The sequence below is a fragment of the Nonomuraea sp. NPDC001636 genome, assembly GCF_040298265.1.
Taxonomy (GTDB): Bacteria; Actinomycetota; Actinomycetes; order Streptosporangiales; family Streptosporangiaceae; genus Nonomuraea.
This window is the reverse complement of record NZ_JBEOZT010000002.1, coordinates 12,824-29,259: the sequence shown is the minus strand read 5'-3', so window position 1 is coordinate 29,259 and position 16,436 is coordinate 12,824. Positions and strand designations below refer to the sequence as shown.

Sequence of the window (16,436 nt, the reverse complement as noted above, 5' to 3'; positions counted from 1 at the left end):
ATCCCCGGCTGTGCCCCGGCCCGGCGACCGGCGATCCGCCGCGTGGACTGAGCTTTACGAACCTCTAACGATCAGGCTCGTGGACGAGCAAGTCCTGCGGTAGACGCTCACCCTCCGGACAGCTCCGCCACGCTCTGCCGAAATCGCCCCACTACCGCGGCACCGGGAAAGTTGCGCTCAAGCATCGAGTGGAGACTGAAACAGCGCGTCACTATCGCCGCAGCGTGACGCGGCGTCGCGAGCGCGTCCAAGCCGTGAATCACCGCCTGCTCAGGATCACCGAGCTGAGCAGACGCGGTCCCGAGGTCGAGCGCGGTGATCGCCCTCCTGGTCGGCGACATGCTCGGATCCTGCTCGTACACGTCCATCGCCTGCAACGCGAAGTCGCGAGCCTGCCCAGCATCCCCCAACCAGAGGCAGGACGTCGCGGCCACCGACCACACTCGCGCCGCATCGGCACTGAACAGACCCGTCGCATGCGCCGCGTGCCGCTCCGCATGGCCACGCAGCACCGTCAACATCTCCGACGCCGGACCCACGTGCCCCAGGCGGGCGTGCACCCGCGCTACCTGCCCCGTCAAGCGCGTCTGCGCCGCAGTCCCGGCCGGCGCCACCGCGACGCCATGCTGCGCGGCACGGAGTGCCTCGTCCGGCTGGTCGTTGTACAGCCACGTCGTCGCCTCGACATCCCACGCCCACGCGACCGCCTCCGGATGATCAGCCTCGTCCGCGTGGTGACGAGCATCTGCGGCAAACGCTAGCGATGCCCGCACCTGGCCGCGATCGCCCGCCGCCCACGCCAGCACCAGTGACAGCCAGGCCGCGGCGACGTACAGCTCGCGCCGCTGCCGCAGCGTCGTCCGGTGCTGGAGCAGCGTGGAGACATGACGGCGATCCCCGAGAGCGGCTTCCCACAGCTCGTCGGCACTGTAACGGGCGTAGTGAAGGCCGTAGTCGGTGATGACACGTTGCAGATGTGCGAGGCTGCTCGGCCCGAGGTCGGTCTCCTCGCTGCGACGGGTCAGCTCCCGCGCCTCCTGTTCAGCGGTGGCCAGCAGTCCCGGAGCGATCAGCGCTGCAGCGCCCAACCGCGCAGCACCGCGCAGAGCGTCACGTCGGTTCGTACGATCACCCCCTGAAGGTGGCGTGTAGTCGGTGGCAAACCCGAGCTGGACCGGGCCGGTCTCGTACAGCCGGGCAAGCCGGTCCTGATAGTCGGCATCGGCATGGCCACCGCTCTCCCATCGCCGCAGAGCCCGAACCTCCACCCCACGTGCGGGTAGCCCCTCCGATGCGGCCACCTCGATCAGCCGATCAACGGCATCTTGGGGACTCCACCCGCGCGCAAGGCGGTGGCTCTTCAGCTGGCTGTGGCCGCAGCAGAGGTGAATCTCCTGGGCGATGTCGTTGTAGACCTGCGCAGGCACCTTGTCACCGAAATCGACAGCCGCGCGGGCGCGGATCTCGCCTGGGTGCGTTTCGTGAGGTCTCAACAAGATCTCCTTGCGAGCACGGACGACAGCTTCTGTGTCACCCTCCCGCCGCCAAGCTCGTCCGGCAAGGGCTGACCGCGCCCTCTTCCTGGACCGTAAGTGCCCCTGTGAGGGGCGTCAATTGCCACTGGCGGCACCTTCGCATCACGGCGGACAGTCAGTGCCTGGACCTTACGGGAGGGAGACAGGGACATGGCAGACGCCGACTACTTCCAGAATCCGCCGCCACGGCGCACCGCCGCGCTGGCGCTGCTGGAGCACGACGGCCAGTACGTCATCATCAGCCGCTCGTACTGGACAGAGGTGTCCCGCTGGGGGCTGCCCGGAGGGTCCGCCGCCCCCAACGAACACCCGCGCAGGGCCATGAGCCGGCTTCTGGCCGAGAAGCTCGGGCTGCGCCTCACCCCTCAGGCGCTGATCGCCGTGGACTACTCCCCGCCCATGCCCGGCCACTGCACCGAGGGCCTCAACTTCGTCTACCACGTGCCCCTCCCCACCCGCGCGGAGATCAGCGTGGTGGACAACAGCGGCTACACCGAGGCCCGCTGGGTCACCGCCGAGGAGGCGAAGGACCTGGCGGTCGATCACGAGCTGTGGCGCATCAACGAATGCCTGACAGCCCTGCGCGGCGGCTTCACCGCCGACCTGCTGAAGGGGCTGCCGTTCCCCTCTCCCCACTCCCGATAGGAAGGTGATCGTCGTGTTTCTGCCCTACTCCGTCATCGAACAGCTCACCCCGGAGCAGGTGGCGATCTGGGAAGCCCACTTCGCCGGCGACCGCCACGAGCGGGCCCGGTCGATCGAAGAAGGCATCTGGCGGCGGACCCAGGACCCCGCCAACGCCGAACTGTCCGGCTGGGACCCCGACAGCGACGGCCGCCGCCGCGTCGTCCACTACCGGTACAAGTACGACCTGGACTACACCTTCCCGATCCCGCGCCTCGTGCTCACGGACCTGTACCTGTTCCACTCCTTCACCGCCCCCAAGGCCGAGATCGACGTCTACCGCAAGAACCTCGACTCGTGGCTGCGGGCCGGCGGCTGGAGGGAAAAGCCGGACGGCTGGAGCAAGGGCGACCTCCGCGTCACCCTGACCGACTACGACGAGCACCCTCAGGACGAGCGCGCCGGACGCGAGACTCCCCACGGCTTCCGCTCGGTGGACGTCACCTTCGTCTCCGACGGGTACGAGGTGGCTCGCGCCGTCCGCAACCTGCCCTGGGACGTGCTCGCGGGCGGCATGCGCGTCAAGGAGCAGCGCGGCAACCCTGCCATCGCGCCCGACCTGACCGGGCTGCTGGACTACCTGCCCTTCCAGGTAGAGGTGGGCTGCGGGAGCAGCATCGAGGCGGGTATCCCGCCGCTGCACTACCTGCACGAGGTGTACCGGGTGACCGCCCGCAAGGACAACACCCTCACCCAGTCGCACGCCTTCACCATGAGCCCCGAGGCCGACACCCTCGTGCAGGAGATGCTGCTCGACGCCACGGGCAAGGCCGCCGACCTGGTCCGCATGTTCAAGGCGTGCTTCCTGGCCCAGCCCACCGCCGCCCACCAGGCCCTGAGGGCGCTGCGCGACGCCGGTCACCTGGTCGGCCCGGTCATCACCCACAACTTCGACACTCTGTCGGCGCGGGCCGGGCTGCCCGAGGTGTTCGTGCGCCGCTACGACCAGAAGATCCCGCCCGTGCCGCTCCTGGACCAGGCCAAGGCACTGCTCGTGGTCGGACTGCACGCCGACCGGCGCGCGGTCCAGGCCCGCGCCCGCGCGAAGGGCATGAAGATCTTCTACGTGGACCCGGAAGGGCTCATGGAGAACGGCTCCTTCAAGGAGTACCCGATCGAGGGCGCGCGCGAGGGCGACATCATCGTCCGCCAGGCGGCCCTCACCGCCCTGCCGCAGCTGTGCGAGCTGCTCAACCTCAAGATCAGCCCGACTTCCTGAAGGTCCGCTTCCGCGGCCTTCGCTCGGGATAGCTTGCTGGGGCGCACCGACCGTGCGCCCCAACAGGACAAATCCGACGAATGGATCATGATGCGCGTATCCGTGATCGGCTGCGGCCACCTCGGCGCCCCTCATGCCGCCGCGATGGCCGAACTCGGCCACGAGGTGATCGGCGTCGAACTCGACCCCGAGAAGTGCAAGTCGCTGGGGGCCGGCGTCGCCCCCTTCTACGAGGCCGGGTTCGCCGAACTGCTCGCAGCCCACACCGCCACGGGCCAGCTCCGCTTCACCACCGACCTGGGCGAGGCCGCCGACTTCGCTGACCTGCACTTCATCGCTGTCGGAACCCCGCTACGGCCGGACGGGGACGGCTACGACACCAGCCAGGTGATCGGCGCCATCGAGGCCCTGCTGCCGCTGCTGCCTCCCCGGCCTGCCACGATCGTCGGTAAGAGCACGGTGACGGTCGGCACGGCTGCCCAGCTCCAGCACATCATCGACGAATTCGCACCGGCCGCCCGCGTCGACCTGGTGTGGAACCCGGAATTCCTGCGCGAGGGACACGCCGTAGAGGACACGCTGCGCCCCGACCGGATCGTGGCCGGCCTGTCCAGCCTGGAGGCCCGCGCGGCGATCGAGGAGGTGTACGCGCCCATCCTGGCCAGCGGCGTCGCCGAGCTGATCGTCACCGATCCGGCCACGGCCGAGGTGCTCAAGAGCGCCGCCAACGCGTTCCTGTCCACCAAGATCTCCTTCATCAACGCCATGGCCGAGGTGTGCGAGATCACCGGAGCAGACGTCAACACGGTCGCGTACGGCATCGGTATCGACAAGCGGATCGGGCACGGCGGTATGCGACCCGGCATCGGGTACGGCGGCGGCTGCCTGCCCAAGGACGTGCGCGCGTTCACCCATCGCGTCGGCGAGCTCGGCGCGCACGACGCGTACGGGCTCCTGACCGCCGTCGAGCACGTCAACGAAGGCCGGGGCCGCGCTGCGGCCGAACTGGTGGAGAAGGCCAATGGCGGCCCGCTCGACGGGAGCAGGATCGCCTTCTTGGGCGCCTCCTTCAAGGCCGGCACATCCGACGTGCGCGACTCGCCCGCGCTCCGGCTCGCCAGGCGGCTGGTCGAACGCGGCGCGACCCCGGCCATCTACGACCCCGAAGCCCTCGACGCCGCCCGCATCTACCACCCCGAATTCACCTACGCCGACACCGTCGCCGACGCCCTGCAGGGGGCTGACCTGGTGGTGATCGGCACCGAATGGCCACAGTTCACCCACGACCCCGACCTGCCCGACGAGGCCGCCGCAGTCGTGCGTCGCCGGGTGCTTGTGGACGTCCGCAACGCGGTCGACGCAGGCCCGTGGATCCTCGCCGGATGGCAGGTATGGCAGCTCGGCCGCCCAGCTCAGCACCCGCCCTACCCGACCAGCCAGACCCCCCCCTGGAGGTTGCCCATGAACATGGAGACGATGTGGACCCAGATCCGCGCCCTGCGTGAGCGTGACGAGCGGCGCAGCCACGCTCCTGACCCCGCAAAGGAACTCCTCCTCGTGACCAAGGTGTCGGAGGAGGCGAACGAAGCGGCCGAGCTGTACAGGCGCTGGCGCGGCTGGGGCACGGACGGCCCGCAGACCGCCACCCTGGCCGAGGTGCAGGACGAGTTGTGCGCCGCCATCCTGGCGGGCATGGTCACCCTGGACCGGATCTCTCCGGACAAGAGCGCCGGCAGTCATTGGGAGCGCTACCTCGCCTACGGCTTCCAGCGGGCTGCACGGGAGAACGCGGCAGCCGCGGCGGAATGACGCTTCGTCTCTACGGGCTGCGTCTGCTCAGCACGCATGCTGAGCAGACGCAGCCATGGGCTCGGTCGCCGCGCCCGGCCTCGATCACCAGCATCGACCGCCATCTGCGACAGCGCGGCGGGCCTGGCTTCCTGTGGCGGCCACGCTAGTAATCGCGCAACCGAATCGCCTCTTGAGATAGGCGGACCCTGTGCGAAAACGCACCATCCTCCCCCGGAGCACACCTCATGCTGTCCGCAAAAGAGCCATTCACCACGGTCTATGCCTGGCGTGTCCGCAGCGATGCCGATCGCGAAATCTCAGGTGTGACGGGCGACCAGGGGAAGGCACTCGGAGCCATGCTCGCCGCGTTCGGCGAGCTGCCCGGCGCCTCCCTCCAAGCAGACCTGCGCATTGCTGGCGTCGATCCCCGTGAAGTGGCGGTGCAGTACCTCCGCACCCGGACCATCGTCCGCGCCCAACGGACGCCCACCCGCCAGCCGACGGCCCGCCCGCCGCTGCCCAGGCTGGGGGAATGACATGGACCAGCTTCTCCCCACCACCAGGGGCCAAGCCCTGCAGTACACCCTCAACGCTCAGGTCCAGTCCTGGCGCAAGCTCGTGCTGTCCCGCCTGGCCGCACGAGACGCCAACGGCCGGCTCGCCGAGCTCGCGTGGATGTCGGCCATCACCTACACGGCCTACGACAGCCAGATGGCCAGCGCCAGCCGCCTCCTCCTGCAGGGCATACCCGTCCCCCAGGTGCTCGGCGCGCTCGGCGCGCGCGACGTCCCCTCTCTGCTCGTCCTCTGGAGGCCGTGGGCCGCCCACCAGAGCGAACTGTTCCGCCTCGGACGCGGCGTGATGTCGCCACAAGACGCAAACCACGTCACCGCCCTGCTGGCGACGCACAACATCAGGCCGCAGTCAGGAGAGATCGCATGAACAGCAGCAGAGCCTTCCGCCACTGGGGCTACCTGGACAACGCCAGAGCGGCCGTCGACCCGGTGCTGTTCGCGCCGATCAGACCCGGCGAGGAGAACGGCCTCGAATACCTGCCCATTCAGGGGGCGGAGGGAGTTATCGCGCTCCGCCGCCCGCAGAGCCCCGACGAGGTCGTGATCGTCGCCCTGCTGGAGCTGGCGACGCTGATGAGCATCATGCCTCAGCCGTAGCTCACCGACGTCCGGCATCCCTTCCGCAACCCGATGCCGGATAGGCCCGCCGATTCGCGGCGGCGGGCTCCCTCCTCTGCACCCCACCGCTGCGGAGGGAGTGGCCAGGACAAGAGAAAGCCGCCTCCTGATCCTGGCCACTCACGGACCACCCCAACACGCTCCGCCACATCAGCACGAGCGTGGCGATGCGTGCGGGCAGCAAGGAACCAACCATCTCAGAGAAAGAGAGTCAGCATGTCACAGCGACGCACACCCCTGGCAGAGCGGGTCAACGACCACATCGAGTTCTCCGACCCGAGCCTCGATGACGGGCCCACGGTGATCGCGACACTCGACGAGTGGGGCGCGTTTCTGCTCGCCCTCCAGGAAGGCGAGCAGCCGACCGAGGGTGCCGTGCGGATGAGGACCGACGACGCAGGCGTGGTGAGCATCTGGCACGTCCACGGCAAGGACGCCCCGGTCACCCTTGCGGCCCCGGACTGGACCGAGTTCGTCGCCCTCGTCAAGCAGGGAGAGTACGACATCGAGCGGCTGCCTCACCAGGCGGCCCAGTCGGCCTGACCGGCATCCCAGCAGGAAGGGCCGCAGCGTACTCGGGGACGCTGCGGCCCTCCGCCCGTTCTACGGCTGTATCAGTGCCTGTGTCTAAACCAGATGGGTCTCAGGGCTTCAGCGAACAGAGCTGGCACGAGCCCGAGATCGACGGATCTGGTGGCCGTCAGGCAAGATCGAGTGCATGTTGCTGAACGAATATAGGCGCTTTGACGCCGGAGCGACGGCTGTGCGTCGGCATGTGTGGAACGAGAAGGTCTGGTCGGCAGCCCCCTATCGAGTTCTTCACGACACGGAGGAGTTTCTGGTCGTAGCGGGATGGCCGGGGCTTCGGGGCCTGGTCTCGACCACGTGGATCAACTCCTTCGTCAACGGCGGCAGCTTGCGGGAGCGCACGATCCGCGAGCTCGCATCCGGTGAGTGGAATCTGGGGTGGTGGGCTTGGCAGGGCACCACCGTTCGCAGTTGGTACGGCATTCACTCCTACTTCACGGTGCGCCAGTACTTCGACACCGATCAAAACCCTCTCGCTTGGTATGTCGACTTCGACCTGCCGAAACGGCGCACCCTGATGGGCATCGACACCTTCGATCTCCTGCTAGACCTCGTCGCCGATCCTGATCTATCGCAGTACCGGTGGAAGGATGAGGACGAATATCAGCAGGGCAGACGGCTCGGGCTGATCAGCGATGACACTCACCGCCATGTGACCGAAGCGCGCTCAGAGGTCATCGGCTTGATCGAGGATCGGCTGGGCCCCTTTGCCCATGACTGGGCACCACTTCAATGGGAGGCATGGCAGACACCGACGCTGCCCGAGAACATTGAGATATACCCGGCAGCGGCCCATCTGTGAGTCAGAAGATCCGCCGGGAGGACTGTGCGCCGCCGACGGGCCCCCAACTCTGCGACCGGCACGCCGACGAGCAGAAACGCCGTGACGACCGTGCTGTCACCTCCAGCCCGGCTCCACAGCCCTCACACACACGGACCTCGGTTCGCCGACCCACTCAGCAAATCTCACACGCTGTCACTGCCCTAGTCAGGCCTCACCAACCTGAGAAACGGGCACTCAGCGCAGCGCGATCAGCGGGGTCATCCCGAATGGCTGCCACTGGCCGAGTTCCAGCACCGCGGGCGGCTCGTCGTGCTGCATGCTGATCCAGCAGGCGTCTGCGATGAACGGGGCAACAGCCGATTCAGGCTTGTACGCCGCCACGCCGCCGTTCTCCATGAGCCCCAAGGACAGCACGACGTGCACCCATCGTCCCTCCGAAGCGGCGGGGACCACCTCGTACAGTGGCGATGCGGCCCACCCGACCCCGACACCCGCAGCCGTCGCCGCCGTACCGGCCACCGGAACGGCCGGCTGGCCGTGACCCGATTCGTAGATGGCGGCACGCCAGGTGCCGGTCGTGGTCTGGGTGTTGCGGAAAGCGGTCCAAACGGTCTCGATCGTCTGGCCAGCAGGCACGTACATCATGACCACGTACAAACCCGGCGTGTCACCGGGAGGGCTGATCAGGCGGTCCTTGGCCAGCCAGGTGGGCACCGTCTGCGCGAACCCCCACCGGGAGAACGCACTCTCCAGGTGGTAATGCGGCTCGGGCGGGCCGGACAGAGAGGGGACGGCGGCGATAGCGGTGTCGTGCATGGATCTCCTCACAGGAACGAACGACGGGCCCGGATCTCAAGCCCGGATGCCGATGTGGTGGACGTGGCGGTCGCAGTCACGAGAACCGCGCGGGAGTGCGGGTCACCCACGGCGATCGCGGGCGTCAGGTGCAACCAGCCGAACGCGCTCCCCGGCCCCGTGGCGATGATGCTGCCGGTCACGTCCGTCCCGGACGTGAAATCCCAGGTATCGGTGGTGACGAGCCGGGCCCGCATCTGCCCGCAGTCGATGAGCAGCCGCTGCCCGGCCAGCAGGCCGGAGGAACGGCCCACTGTGCCGCCGCTCGCGACGTCGGTCATCGACGGGTTGACGGCCGGACCGGTGACGCGCAGGACCGCGTCCACGATCGGGCCAGTGCTGCCCGCGAGCGGGGTCACCAGCTGGCTGGCAGCGTTCGCCGCCCCGGCCCAGGTGACTTCGGCCGGGTCACGCCAGTACACGCCTGGGATCTTGCAGACGGCGGTGAGCCGGGCCCGGGCCGCTGAGGTGTTGATCTCCGGCTCGGACACCGCTTCCACGGTGATGCCCGCGACGCGCACGATGCTGCCCGCCGTGTAGGTGAGCTGCATCAGCCGGTGCCGCACCCCCAGCATGGCCGAGACCGCTTCAAGATTGTGCTCTAGCTGCTCGAACCCGCCATCGGCCCCGGCCGGGGTGCGGCCGGTCACGCCGAGCACGAGCGGCAGCGTCGTGGTCTCCAAGTCCAGCCCGTACACCGGCAGCTCGCCGGCCACCCCTGGCACCTTCACGCTGACCGACCTCGCGCCGGGAAGCGGGCGGCGTTTCGTGCCGACCTTGGCCCGCCAGCACCCGGCCGGATGATCGAGCGGTACTCCGTCGAGGTGGTACATCGGCATCTACAGCACCCCCAACATTCCCGCGTAGGCAAGGCCCCGGTTGACGGTCTCGCTGGTCGGCTCGGCAACGGGGTTGATCGCTGTCACCTGGATGTTCACCGGACCGCCCGGCCGGTCGTGCGTCCCGGTCACGGCCCGCCCGGTCGAGCCGATGTCCACGCTCAGCTCCGGCCGGAACGACCGCTCCAGGTCACCGGCGATCCGCGACGCGGTGGCCAGCACCGTACGAGCCGAGTTCTGCATGCCCTGCGCCATGCCGAGCATCGTGAAGTGGCCGATCTCCGCGAACAGCGTGGAGGGCGAGTTGATGCCCATCGCCTGCCGCACCCAGTCCGGCAGGATGTTCCGGAAGAATCCCCAGATCACGTCCCGGAACCACCCGGCCGCCGACTGGATGCCGTTCCACAGCCCTTGCAGGAGCTGCCAGCCCAGGCTGTCGATCACGACCAGGAACTCCAAGATCGCGCGGCTGGCCGTGGCGATCGCGCCCACCAGGTCGCCGCGAAGCAGCGCCGCCGCGGACTGCACCAGCGTGATCAGCGGCGGCAGCAGCGTCGTGACGAGCTGCAGCAGCGGCGGCAGCAGCGGCAGGATCACCGGCAGCAGCTCTGCGACGGCGCCGACCAGCGTGATCACCGCGGGCGTCACCTGTACCAGCGCCTGCAGGAGGACCTGGCCGAGCTGCCCGCCTACCTGGGCGAGCAACGCGATCACTGGGCCCAGGATCGGCGCCAGCCCGGTCACGAGCTGCGCGGTCAGCGCCGCGAGCTGCGGCAGCAGCGGAGCCACCGCGGGGATCACGCTGGCTGCTAGCACAACCGCTAGCGCACCCAGGAGCGGCAGCATCGGAGCCAGTTCCCGGGCCGCGAGCGCGAACGCAGCGACCAGCAGGTTCAGCGACGGGAGGCTCGCCTGCACGGCGGCCGCGAGGACCTGGGCGACGAGCGCGGCAAGCTGGCCGACCACCGGGAGCAGCGGAGCGACCGCGACCATGATCGACGAGAACGCCGTGGCGAGCGGTACCAGAGCGGGCGCGACGGCCTGGACCGCCTGCCCGAGCGCGGCGAAGATCGCCGAAACCCCGGGGAACAGCGCGGCCAGCGCGGGGACGACTGCCTGAATCGCGGCGGTCAGGATGGGCCCGATCTGCACAGCGAGCGCGGCCACGAGCGGCGCGAGCAGGCCGACTCCTTCGGCGACCGCGACGAGTGCGGGCGCGAGCGCCGACCCCATCTGTCCGAGCGCGACGAAGATCGCCGTCAGGGTCTGCTGTCCGGCCAGCGAGTTGACCCATACCGCGATCCGGTCCAGGACGGTACCGAGGACGCCGAGCGCGTCGCTCCCGGTCGCCCGCATGGCCGCGAAGACGCCGGACACGATGTCCCACACGTCGGACGCGATCCCGCCGAGCTGGCGCAGGACTTGGACGGCGCCCTCCATCCAGGCCAGGGCCCGGCCGGAGTCGGCCGCCTGCGACAGGAAGGTCCCGAACCGGGCCGCCAGCAGCGCCAGCTCGGGCGCGAGTCCGGCGGCGAACTGCGCGCCGACCTGCGTGATGCGGACCAGCCCAGTCAGCACCGGGTCGATCGCGACGGCCAGCTCATCGACCGCGCGCCGCAGGGAAGCGAACACCGCGCCGATCGCGGACACCGCGACACCAGACCGGGCGAACTCGGCCACCCGCACCACGACGCCGGCGATGGCGCTGGCGACCGAGGACATGCCGATCGCGAGCGGCCCGACAAGGACGTCCGCCAGCGCTGTGAGCTGGCCTGCCAGCGGCGCGAACAGCGCGTCTTGGACGAAGGTCCGTACCGCGAGCAGGACGGGCCGCAGTTCTCGCAGCTCTCGGGCCGCTGCCTGCGCGGCCGGGGACAGGCCGGAGATGGCCTCCTCGAACTTCTTCTGGTCCGCTCCCAGAGCGGCCTCGAAGGCGTCGCCCACCCCGGACAAGGCCACGGTCAGGGTGAGGAGCCCGGCCGCGCCGAGCGCTGCCGCTCCCGGAAGCGCCGCGACCAGTCCGACCGCGGGAGCGAGCGCCGCTCCGAGCGAGATCACGCTGTTGGTGACCGCGCTGGCGGCGGCGGACAGGATCGCCATGCGGGCCGCCGCGGCGACGACCTCGACGCCCATCCGGGCCACGGACGTGGTGATCCCGGCGGCGGAGGTCCGGAACCGGCGCGACGCCTGCTCGGCGTCGCCGACCGCGCGTCGTAGCCGGGTGGCGAACGACTGGTCGCGCAGGTCGATCGTGACGAACAGCTCGCCCACGTTGATCGCCATGTCTCCACCTCCTGTGGGGTCCGGAAGGGAGGTGGAGACATGGCGACGATCTGGGGCGGACCGGTCAGGCCAGGCCGAGCACCGCGGCGTACTGGAGGCCCTTGTTGACCGTCTTCGACGTGGGCTCGCTCACCGGGTAGTTGTTCGTCACGTGCACGGTGGTGTGGTTGCCGCCGTAGCTGCCCGGCACCATCCCCGGGGTGAGCGTGGCCACCGGGCGCGGGGTGAACGCCTTGGTGAGCTGTCCAGCGATTCCGGCTGCGCGCGCGAGCACCTTCGGCGCGGCCTGGGCGATGCCCTGGTCGAGCCCGGCCACGGTGTTGACGCCGACGTCGGCAAGGACCTGGCTCGGCGACTTCATCTTCAGCGACTTCTTGATCTGCGCGACGAGGGCGTTCGCGATGTCACGCATCGCGGCCTCGATCGCCTTCTTCTGCGAGACGATGCCGGTCAAGAAGCCCTTGCCCGCGTTCTTCCCGGCGTCGAACATCGCATCGGCGGCGGCACGTCCGGCCTGCTTGGCGGCCTTCTCGATCATCCCGTACGTCGAGTTGATGCTCTTGAAAGTCGCCGAGTCGGCCTGGAGGATCGCCTGCCCGAGTTCGGTTCCGGCGTCGGGCCCGGCCTCGATGATCTGCTGCAGAAGGCCCTTCGACAGGCCGCGCTTAGCGAGCTTCTTGATCGTGTTCGCCCAGGTCTTGACCTGCGCGAGCCGGGATGTCAGCCCCTCCTGGATCTTCTGCGCGCTGACGGGGTTCTGGTCTGAGAACCCCATGTTCGACAGGCTCGCGAACTGCCGGCCTTGGTCGGCGATCTGCTTGGCGTAGGCCATCGCGTCGGCGAGGACTTTGACGATGGTCTCGCGCTCCTTGGCGAGTTTGGCCAGTTCGCCGTTCCCTGCGCGGATGGACTCGACGAGGTGGTCCTTGACGCCGGAGGTGATCTTGCCGGACTTGAAGGCGTTCACCACGGCGTCGACCATGCGGCCGGCCGTGTCTTTGATCTTGGACTCCTCGCCTTGGAGGCCGAGCAGCCATCCCTTGGCGGTGTCGGAGCCGATCGCCATCATGACCTTCGACGGCGACGCGATCCCCAGCAACTTCTTGATCCAGGAGATGAAGCCGGAGAAGAGGTTGCCGACGCTGGAGGTGAAGGAGTTCCAGGCGTTGACGAATCCCTCTTTAATCCCGTTGACCAGGTCCTTTCCGAGATCCCACAGCTTTTTGAAGGCGCCGGTGATGGTCTCGCCGAATGCCTTGACCCCGTTCTTGATCGTGTCCCAAGCGCCCTGGAAATCCCCGGTGAGCACCTTGGCCAGGGCGGTGACGATGCTGATCACCAGCGGCAGCACCGAGGTGCCGAGCTCGATCAACGGCGGCAGGAACGGCGTCACCGCCGAAACGATCTTGGTGAAGATCCCCGCCAGCCCGAGCAGGATCGGAGACAGTGCCGTGATGAGCTGCACCAACGGCGGCAGCAGACTCGTGGCAAGCTGCATGATCGGCGGCAAGATCGGCAGGATGGCCGAGATGAGCTGGCCGAAGATCTGCGCGAGCTGCGTGAAGATCGGCGACAGGGCGACGATGGCCTGCTGGATGGTCTGCCCAAACAGCACAGCCATCTGCGAGATCGGCGGCAGCAGCGGCGAGATCGCGCCGACCAGGATCGTGATCGCCTGAACCAGGACACCACCCAGCGCGGCCGCGATCTGCCCGACGACCGGGATCAGCGGCGCGATAGCCGGGACAAGGCCGGTGATCAGCTGCGTTGCGAGCTGAGCGATCGGCGGGACGACCGGCAGCAGGGCCATGACGAGCTGCCCGAACGCCTGCGCGATCTGGCCGATCACCGGGCGGAGCTGCGTCAGCATCGGAGCCAGCGCCGAGGCCAGGGTCTGGCCAACCTGCACCAGCACCGGAACCAGCGATGTGGCGAACGCGGCCACGAGCTGGAGGACCGGCGGCAGCAGCGGGATCAGCGCAGCGGCGAGCTGCGCGAAGCTGGCCACCAGGACACCGATCGACGGCCCGAGCTGGACCAGGACCGGCCCGAGTTGTCCGGCCAGCGTTTGCGCGATGAGCGTGAGGCCAGACATGAGCGGACCCGCTAGCGAACCCGCTAGCGACACCAGTGCGGCCAGCAGCGGAGCCACGGCCTGGAGCAGCCCCCCGAGCCCGGTGACCAGCGTGGACAGGAGGCCAGAGTTCTGGCCCAGCGCGGCCGAGATCGGCGCCAGAAAGCCGGCGAGCTGGCTCCCGAACTGGCCGAGCGATCCGGCAACCTGCGACAGCATCGGGGTCACCGCCGCGACCACGCCCTGGATGGCGGACAGCATCGGGCCCAGGAATTGGCCCAGCCCGGCCGTGAACTGACCGATCAGCGGCGCGATCTGCTGGAACATCTGCTGGAGCGCGGGCGCGATCTGCGTGGAGAACATGGCCTTGAGCGACCCGGCCGCCTGCGTCAGCGGGCCTTGCAGGACCGAGGCGGCCTGCGCCAGGTCGGCCTGCACCGACTTCTTCATGTCGGCGAAGGCGGCCTTGACCTTCGCAGACTCCATCGCGGCCTTGATGCCGATGACCGCGATCCCAGCTGTGATGCCGGCGAACACTCCCGCCAGGACGCCGCCCGCAGCGACTCCGGCCGCTCCCATCCCGACCAGCGCGAGGCCGGTCTTGTTGGCCAGACCGAGCATCATCGGCGTGGCCGACAGCGACGCGGTCCCGAACTGGAGCAGGCCCGTGCTCATCGTGGCCAGCGCCCCGCGCACGGTCAGCGACGACAGCCGGACGAGGCCGGAGATGATCGTCCACGCTGCGTGCGCCCGGCGCAGGTTCGTCACCGCGCCGGATATCCGGTCGTACGCCTGGGAGATGCGGTCGCGGGCCTCCTGCGCGGACGCCCACATGCCGCGCACCCCGGCCGCGATCCCAGCAGCGGCGGCCTGCACGCGCGGCCGCACCGCGTCCATGGCCTTTCCGATCGCCATGGACGCTAGCTGGAACGCTAGCGCGACTGGAGAGAAGCCGAGCATGACGGCGCGCAGCCCGGACATCTCGCCCGCCATCACCTTGCGGGCGATGATCACGGCGGCCACCAGCAGCGCGAGCGTCCCGATGACCTTCAGGAAGCTGCGGCTGGACTCGGACTCGAACAGCCGCGCGGTGAAGCCCATGACGCCCATCGCCTGCCCGAACACCCCGGACACCGCGGACACCTTGGAGATCGCCCCCGACAGGCCCCCCAGATTGCCGAGGATCCCGGAGACGACCTCGCCCAACCGGGTGCCGGACAGCGCGGCGTTGAGCACCATCTCGGCGAGCGCGAGCCCGGCCTGCTGCGCGGCCGACGCGACCGCCTCGCCCATCCGCGCTCCGGCCGCCGTCATGGCGTCCATGACCGCGCCGAACAGCGGGCTCGCCGCGCGGGCCTTCGCGACCGCCGATGACAGCGTGCTCGACACCCGCTCCCTCAGATCGAGGGTGATGAACAGTTCGCCCACGTTCAGGCCCACAGCCGAACCTCCTCACCTGGTCACTGTTTGTCAGGGGTGAGGGCGCGGGCGATCCGCGTATCGGCGTCGAGCAGGCCGAGGACCCGGGTGCGCAGCCACCGCCAGGACCGGCCCTCCAGCGACGTGGACGATTCCAGGTCGATCCCGTATGCGGAGTGCAGATCGCACTCGATCAGCGCCCACCGGCTCAGGAGGTCTTCCCACCCGACCGCTTGGCCGCCGCCTTGGTGGGCCGGGTCCGGCTCGTACCACTCGTAGAGCCCCGTGACGGGGTCGAGGTCGCCGCCCCCGTCTCCGGGGCGTCCGGTTCCGGGCCGGCGTCCCAGTACTTCGCCGCGGTGTCGGTGTCGCCGGCGATCCACAGGAACGCGGTGATTCCGGCATGCTTGATGCGCGGCCACGACACCCGGTCGGCGATCATCTCGTCGTAGGCGGTGCCGAGGACACGCCGGTACAGGTCGGTCTCGCCCTGGTCGTCGAGCTGGGCGGCGTCCACTTGCGTGCCGTTGGCGGCCGCGATGCCCGCGGTCATGAGCCGCTGGCAGAACAGGCCGGTCTCGGCGTCGGCGGGCGGGACGCGGTAGGTCTTGCCGCCGATCGGGAGCGGCAGCGAGTCGTCGAAGAACTCATCAAGATCGCGAAACTGCGCCATGGTCACGCCGCCGGGTTCGTGATCTCTTCGGGAGCGCTCTGCCCCACGAACTCGATCTCGAACGGCTCCAAATCGGTGGTCTTACCGCCGGAGCCCTTGTAGTCCACGGTGGCCGTGCCCGTGTAGGCGTCGGGCGCTCCGTCTCGCCGGTACCAGCGGACTTCGACCGACGCCTCCAGACCGACGACTCGGCCGGCGCGGCGCACGTACTCCTGGCCAGGGTCAGGCACGAACGTGGGCGCGCTGTCGTCGCGCTTGCGGTTGCCCTTGCACTTCAGCGTCCACGCCCGCTGCGTGGCCACCTCCGACGCCCAGCCGTCGCCGTCGAAATCCGAGTCGTCCTCGGTCTTGGTCTTGATTTCCTCCTCGAACGAGGTCAGGCCCCGGATCTTCGTCCAGGTCGCCGAAGCGTCGGGCGTGGTGTTGACCTCCACGACCCAGTCCTTGGCCAGCAGGGATCGCCATCCCATGGGTGCCTCCTCAGGCATGCGAAAAGGCC

The 16,436-nt window shown here is 69.0% G+C and carries 15 protein-coding genes; 8 read left to right on the top strand and 7 right to left on the bottom strand.

Annotated features, from left to right (window positions below; all coding sequences use genetic code 11):
• Positions 1 to 107: 107 nt before the first annotated feature.
• Entirely contained in the window at positions 108 to 1,493 is a 1,386-nt protein-coding gene (locus ABT158_RS03830) for an NsdA family TPR-like regulatory protein (RefSeq protein ID WP_352350570.1), read from the bottom strand.
• 192 nt (positions 1,494 to 1,685) lie between these two features.
• On the opposite strand from ABT158_RS03830, the gene ABT158_RS03825 reads away from it, so the two are divergent.
• The 8 genes from ABT158_RS03825 to ABT158_RS03790 all read left to right on the top strand — a co-directional run bounded on the left by ABT158_RS03825 (position 1,686) and on the right by ABT158_RS03790 (position 7,812).
• Entirely contained in the window at positions 1,686 to 2,180 is a 495-nt protein-coding gene (locus tag ABT158_RS03825) for an NUDIX domain-containing protein (RefSeq protein ID WP_352350569.1), read from the top strand.
• Positions 2,181 to 2,193: 13 nt separating this feature from the next.
• Positions 2,194 to 3,438: an SIR2 family protein gene (locus ABT158_RS03820; RefSeq protein WP_352350567.1), complete on the top strand. Its 1,245-nt coding sequence runs from the start codon at positions 2,194 to 2,196 to the stop codon at positions 3,436 to 3,438.
• Positions 3,439 to 3,525: 87 nt separating this feature from the next.
• On the top strand, positions 3,526 to 5,247 hold the full coding sequence (locus ABT158_RS03815; protein ID WP_352350565.1) for a UDP-glucose dehydrogenase family protein: 1,722 nt from the start codon (positions 3,526 to 3,528) through the stop codon (positions 5,245 to 5,247).
• 227 nt (positions 5,248 to 5,474) lie between these two features.
• Positions 5,475 to 5,765, top strand: a complete 291-nt coding sequence (locus tag ABT158_RS03810; RefSeq protein ID WP_352350563.1) for a hypothetical protein — start codon at positions 5,475 to 5,477, stop codon at positions 5,763 to 5,765.
• 1 nt (position 5,766) lies between these two features.
• Entirely contained in the window at positions 5,767 to 6,171 is a 405-nt protein-coding gene (locus ABT158_RS03805; protein WP_352350561.1) for a hypothetical protein, read from the top strand.
• Positions 6,168 to 6,401: a hypothetical protein gene (locus ABT158_RS03800; RefSeq protein ID WP_352350559.1), complete on the top strand. Its 234-nt coding sequence runs from the start codon at positions 6,168 to 6,170 to the stop codon at positions 6,399 to 6,401. Before ABT158_RS03805 ends, ABT158_RS03800 begins: the two co-directional genes overlap by 4 nt.
• 237 nt (positions 6,402 to 6,638) lie before the next feature.
• Complete coding sequence (locus tag ABT158_RS03795; protein ID WP_352350557.1) at positions 6,639 to 6,965, top strand: hypothetical protein; 327 nt, start codon at positions 6,639 to 6,641, stop codon at positions 6,963 to 6,965.
• A gap of 175 nt (positions 6,966 to 7,140) precedes the next feature.
• The gene (locus ABT158_RS03790; protein ID WP_352350555.1) at positions 7,141 to 7,812 is read left to right on the top strand and encodes a ribonuclease FAU-1 family protein; all 672 of its coding nucleotides are present in this window, start codon (positions 7,141 to 7,143) and stop codon (positions 7,810 to 7,812) included.
• Between the two features lie 216 nt (positions 7,813 to 8,028).
• On the opposite strand, the gene ABT158_RS03785 is transcribed toward ABT158_RS03790, so the two are convergent.
• The 6 genes from ABT158_RS03785 to ABT158_RS03760 form a co-directional block, all read right to left on the bottom strand.
• On the bottom strand, positions 8,029 to 8,610 hold the full coding sequence (locus ABT158_RS03785; RefSeq protein ID WP_352350553.1) for a hypothetical protein: 582 nt from the start codon (positions 8,608 to 8,610) through the stop codon (positions 8,029 to 8,031).
• 8 nt (positions 8,611 to 8,618) lie between these two features.
• A complete protein-coding gene (locus tag ABT158_RS03780; RefSeq protein WP_352350551.1) occupies positions 8,619 to 9,365 on the bottom strand; it encodes a hypothetical protein in 747 nt (248 codons plus the stop codon).
• A gap of 123 nt (positions 9,366 to 9,488) precedes the next feature.
• A complete protein-coding gene (locus ABT158_RS03775) occupies positions 9,489 to 11,771 on the bottom strand; it encodes a phage tail family protein (RefSeq protein WP_352350549.1) in 2,283 nt (760 codons plus the stop codon).
• A gap of 64 nt (positions 11,772 to 11,835) precedes the next feature.
• A complete protein-coding gene (locus tag ABT158_RS03770; RefSeq protein WP_352350547.1) occupies positions 11,836 to 15,285 on the bottom strand; it encodes a phage tail protein in 3,450 nt (1,149 codons plus the stop codon).
• A 187-nt stretch (positions 15,286 to 15,472) separates the two neighbouring features.
• On the bottom strand, positions 15,473 to 15,937 hold the full coding sequence (locus ABT158_RS03765; protein ID WP_352350545.1) for a DUF7426 family protein: 465 nt from the start codon (positions 15,935 to 15,937) through the stop codon (positions 15,473 to 15,475).
• Positions 15,938 to 15,939: 2 nt separating this feature from the next.
• Positions 15,940 to 16,407, bottom strand: coding sequence for a phage tail tube protein (locus tag ABT158_RS03760; protein WP_352350543.1), 468 nt, complete (start codon positions 16,405 to 16,407; stop codon positions 15,940 to 15,942).
• Positions 16,408 to 16,436 lie beyond the last annotated feature (29 nt).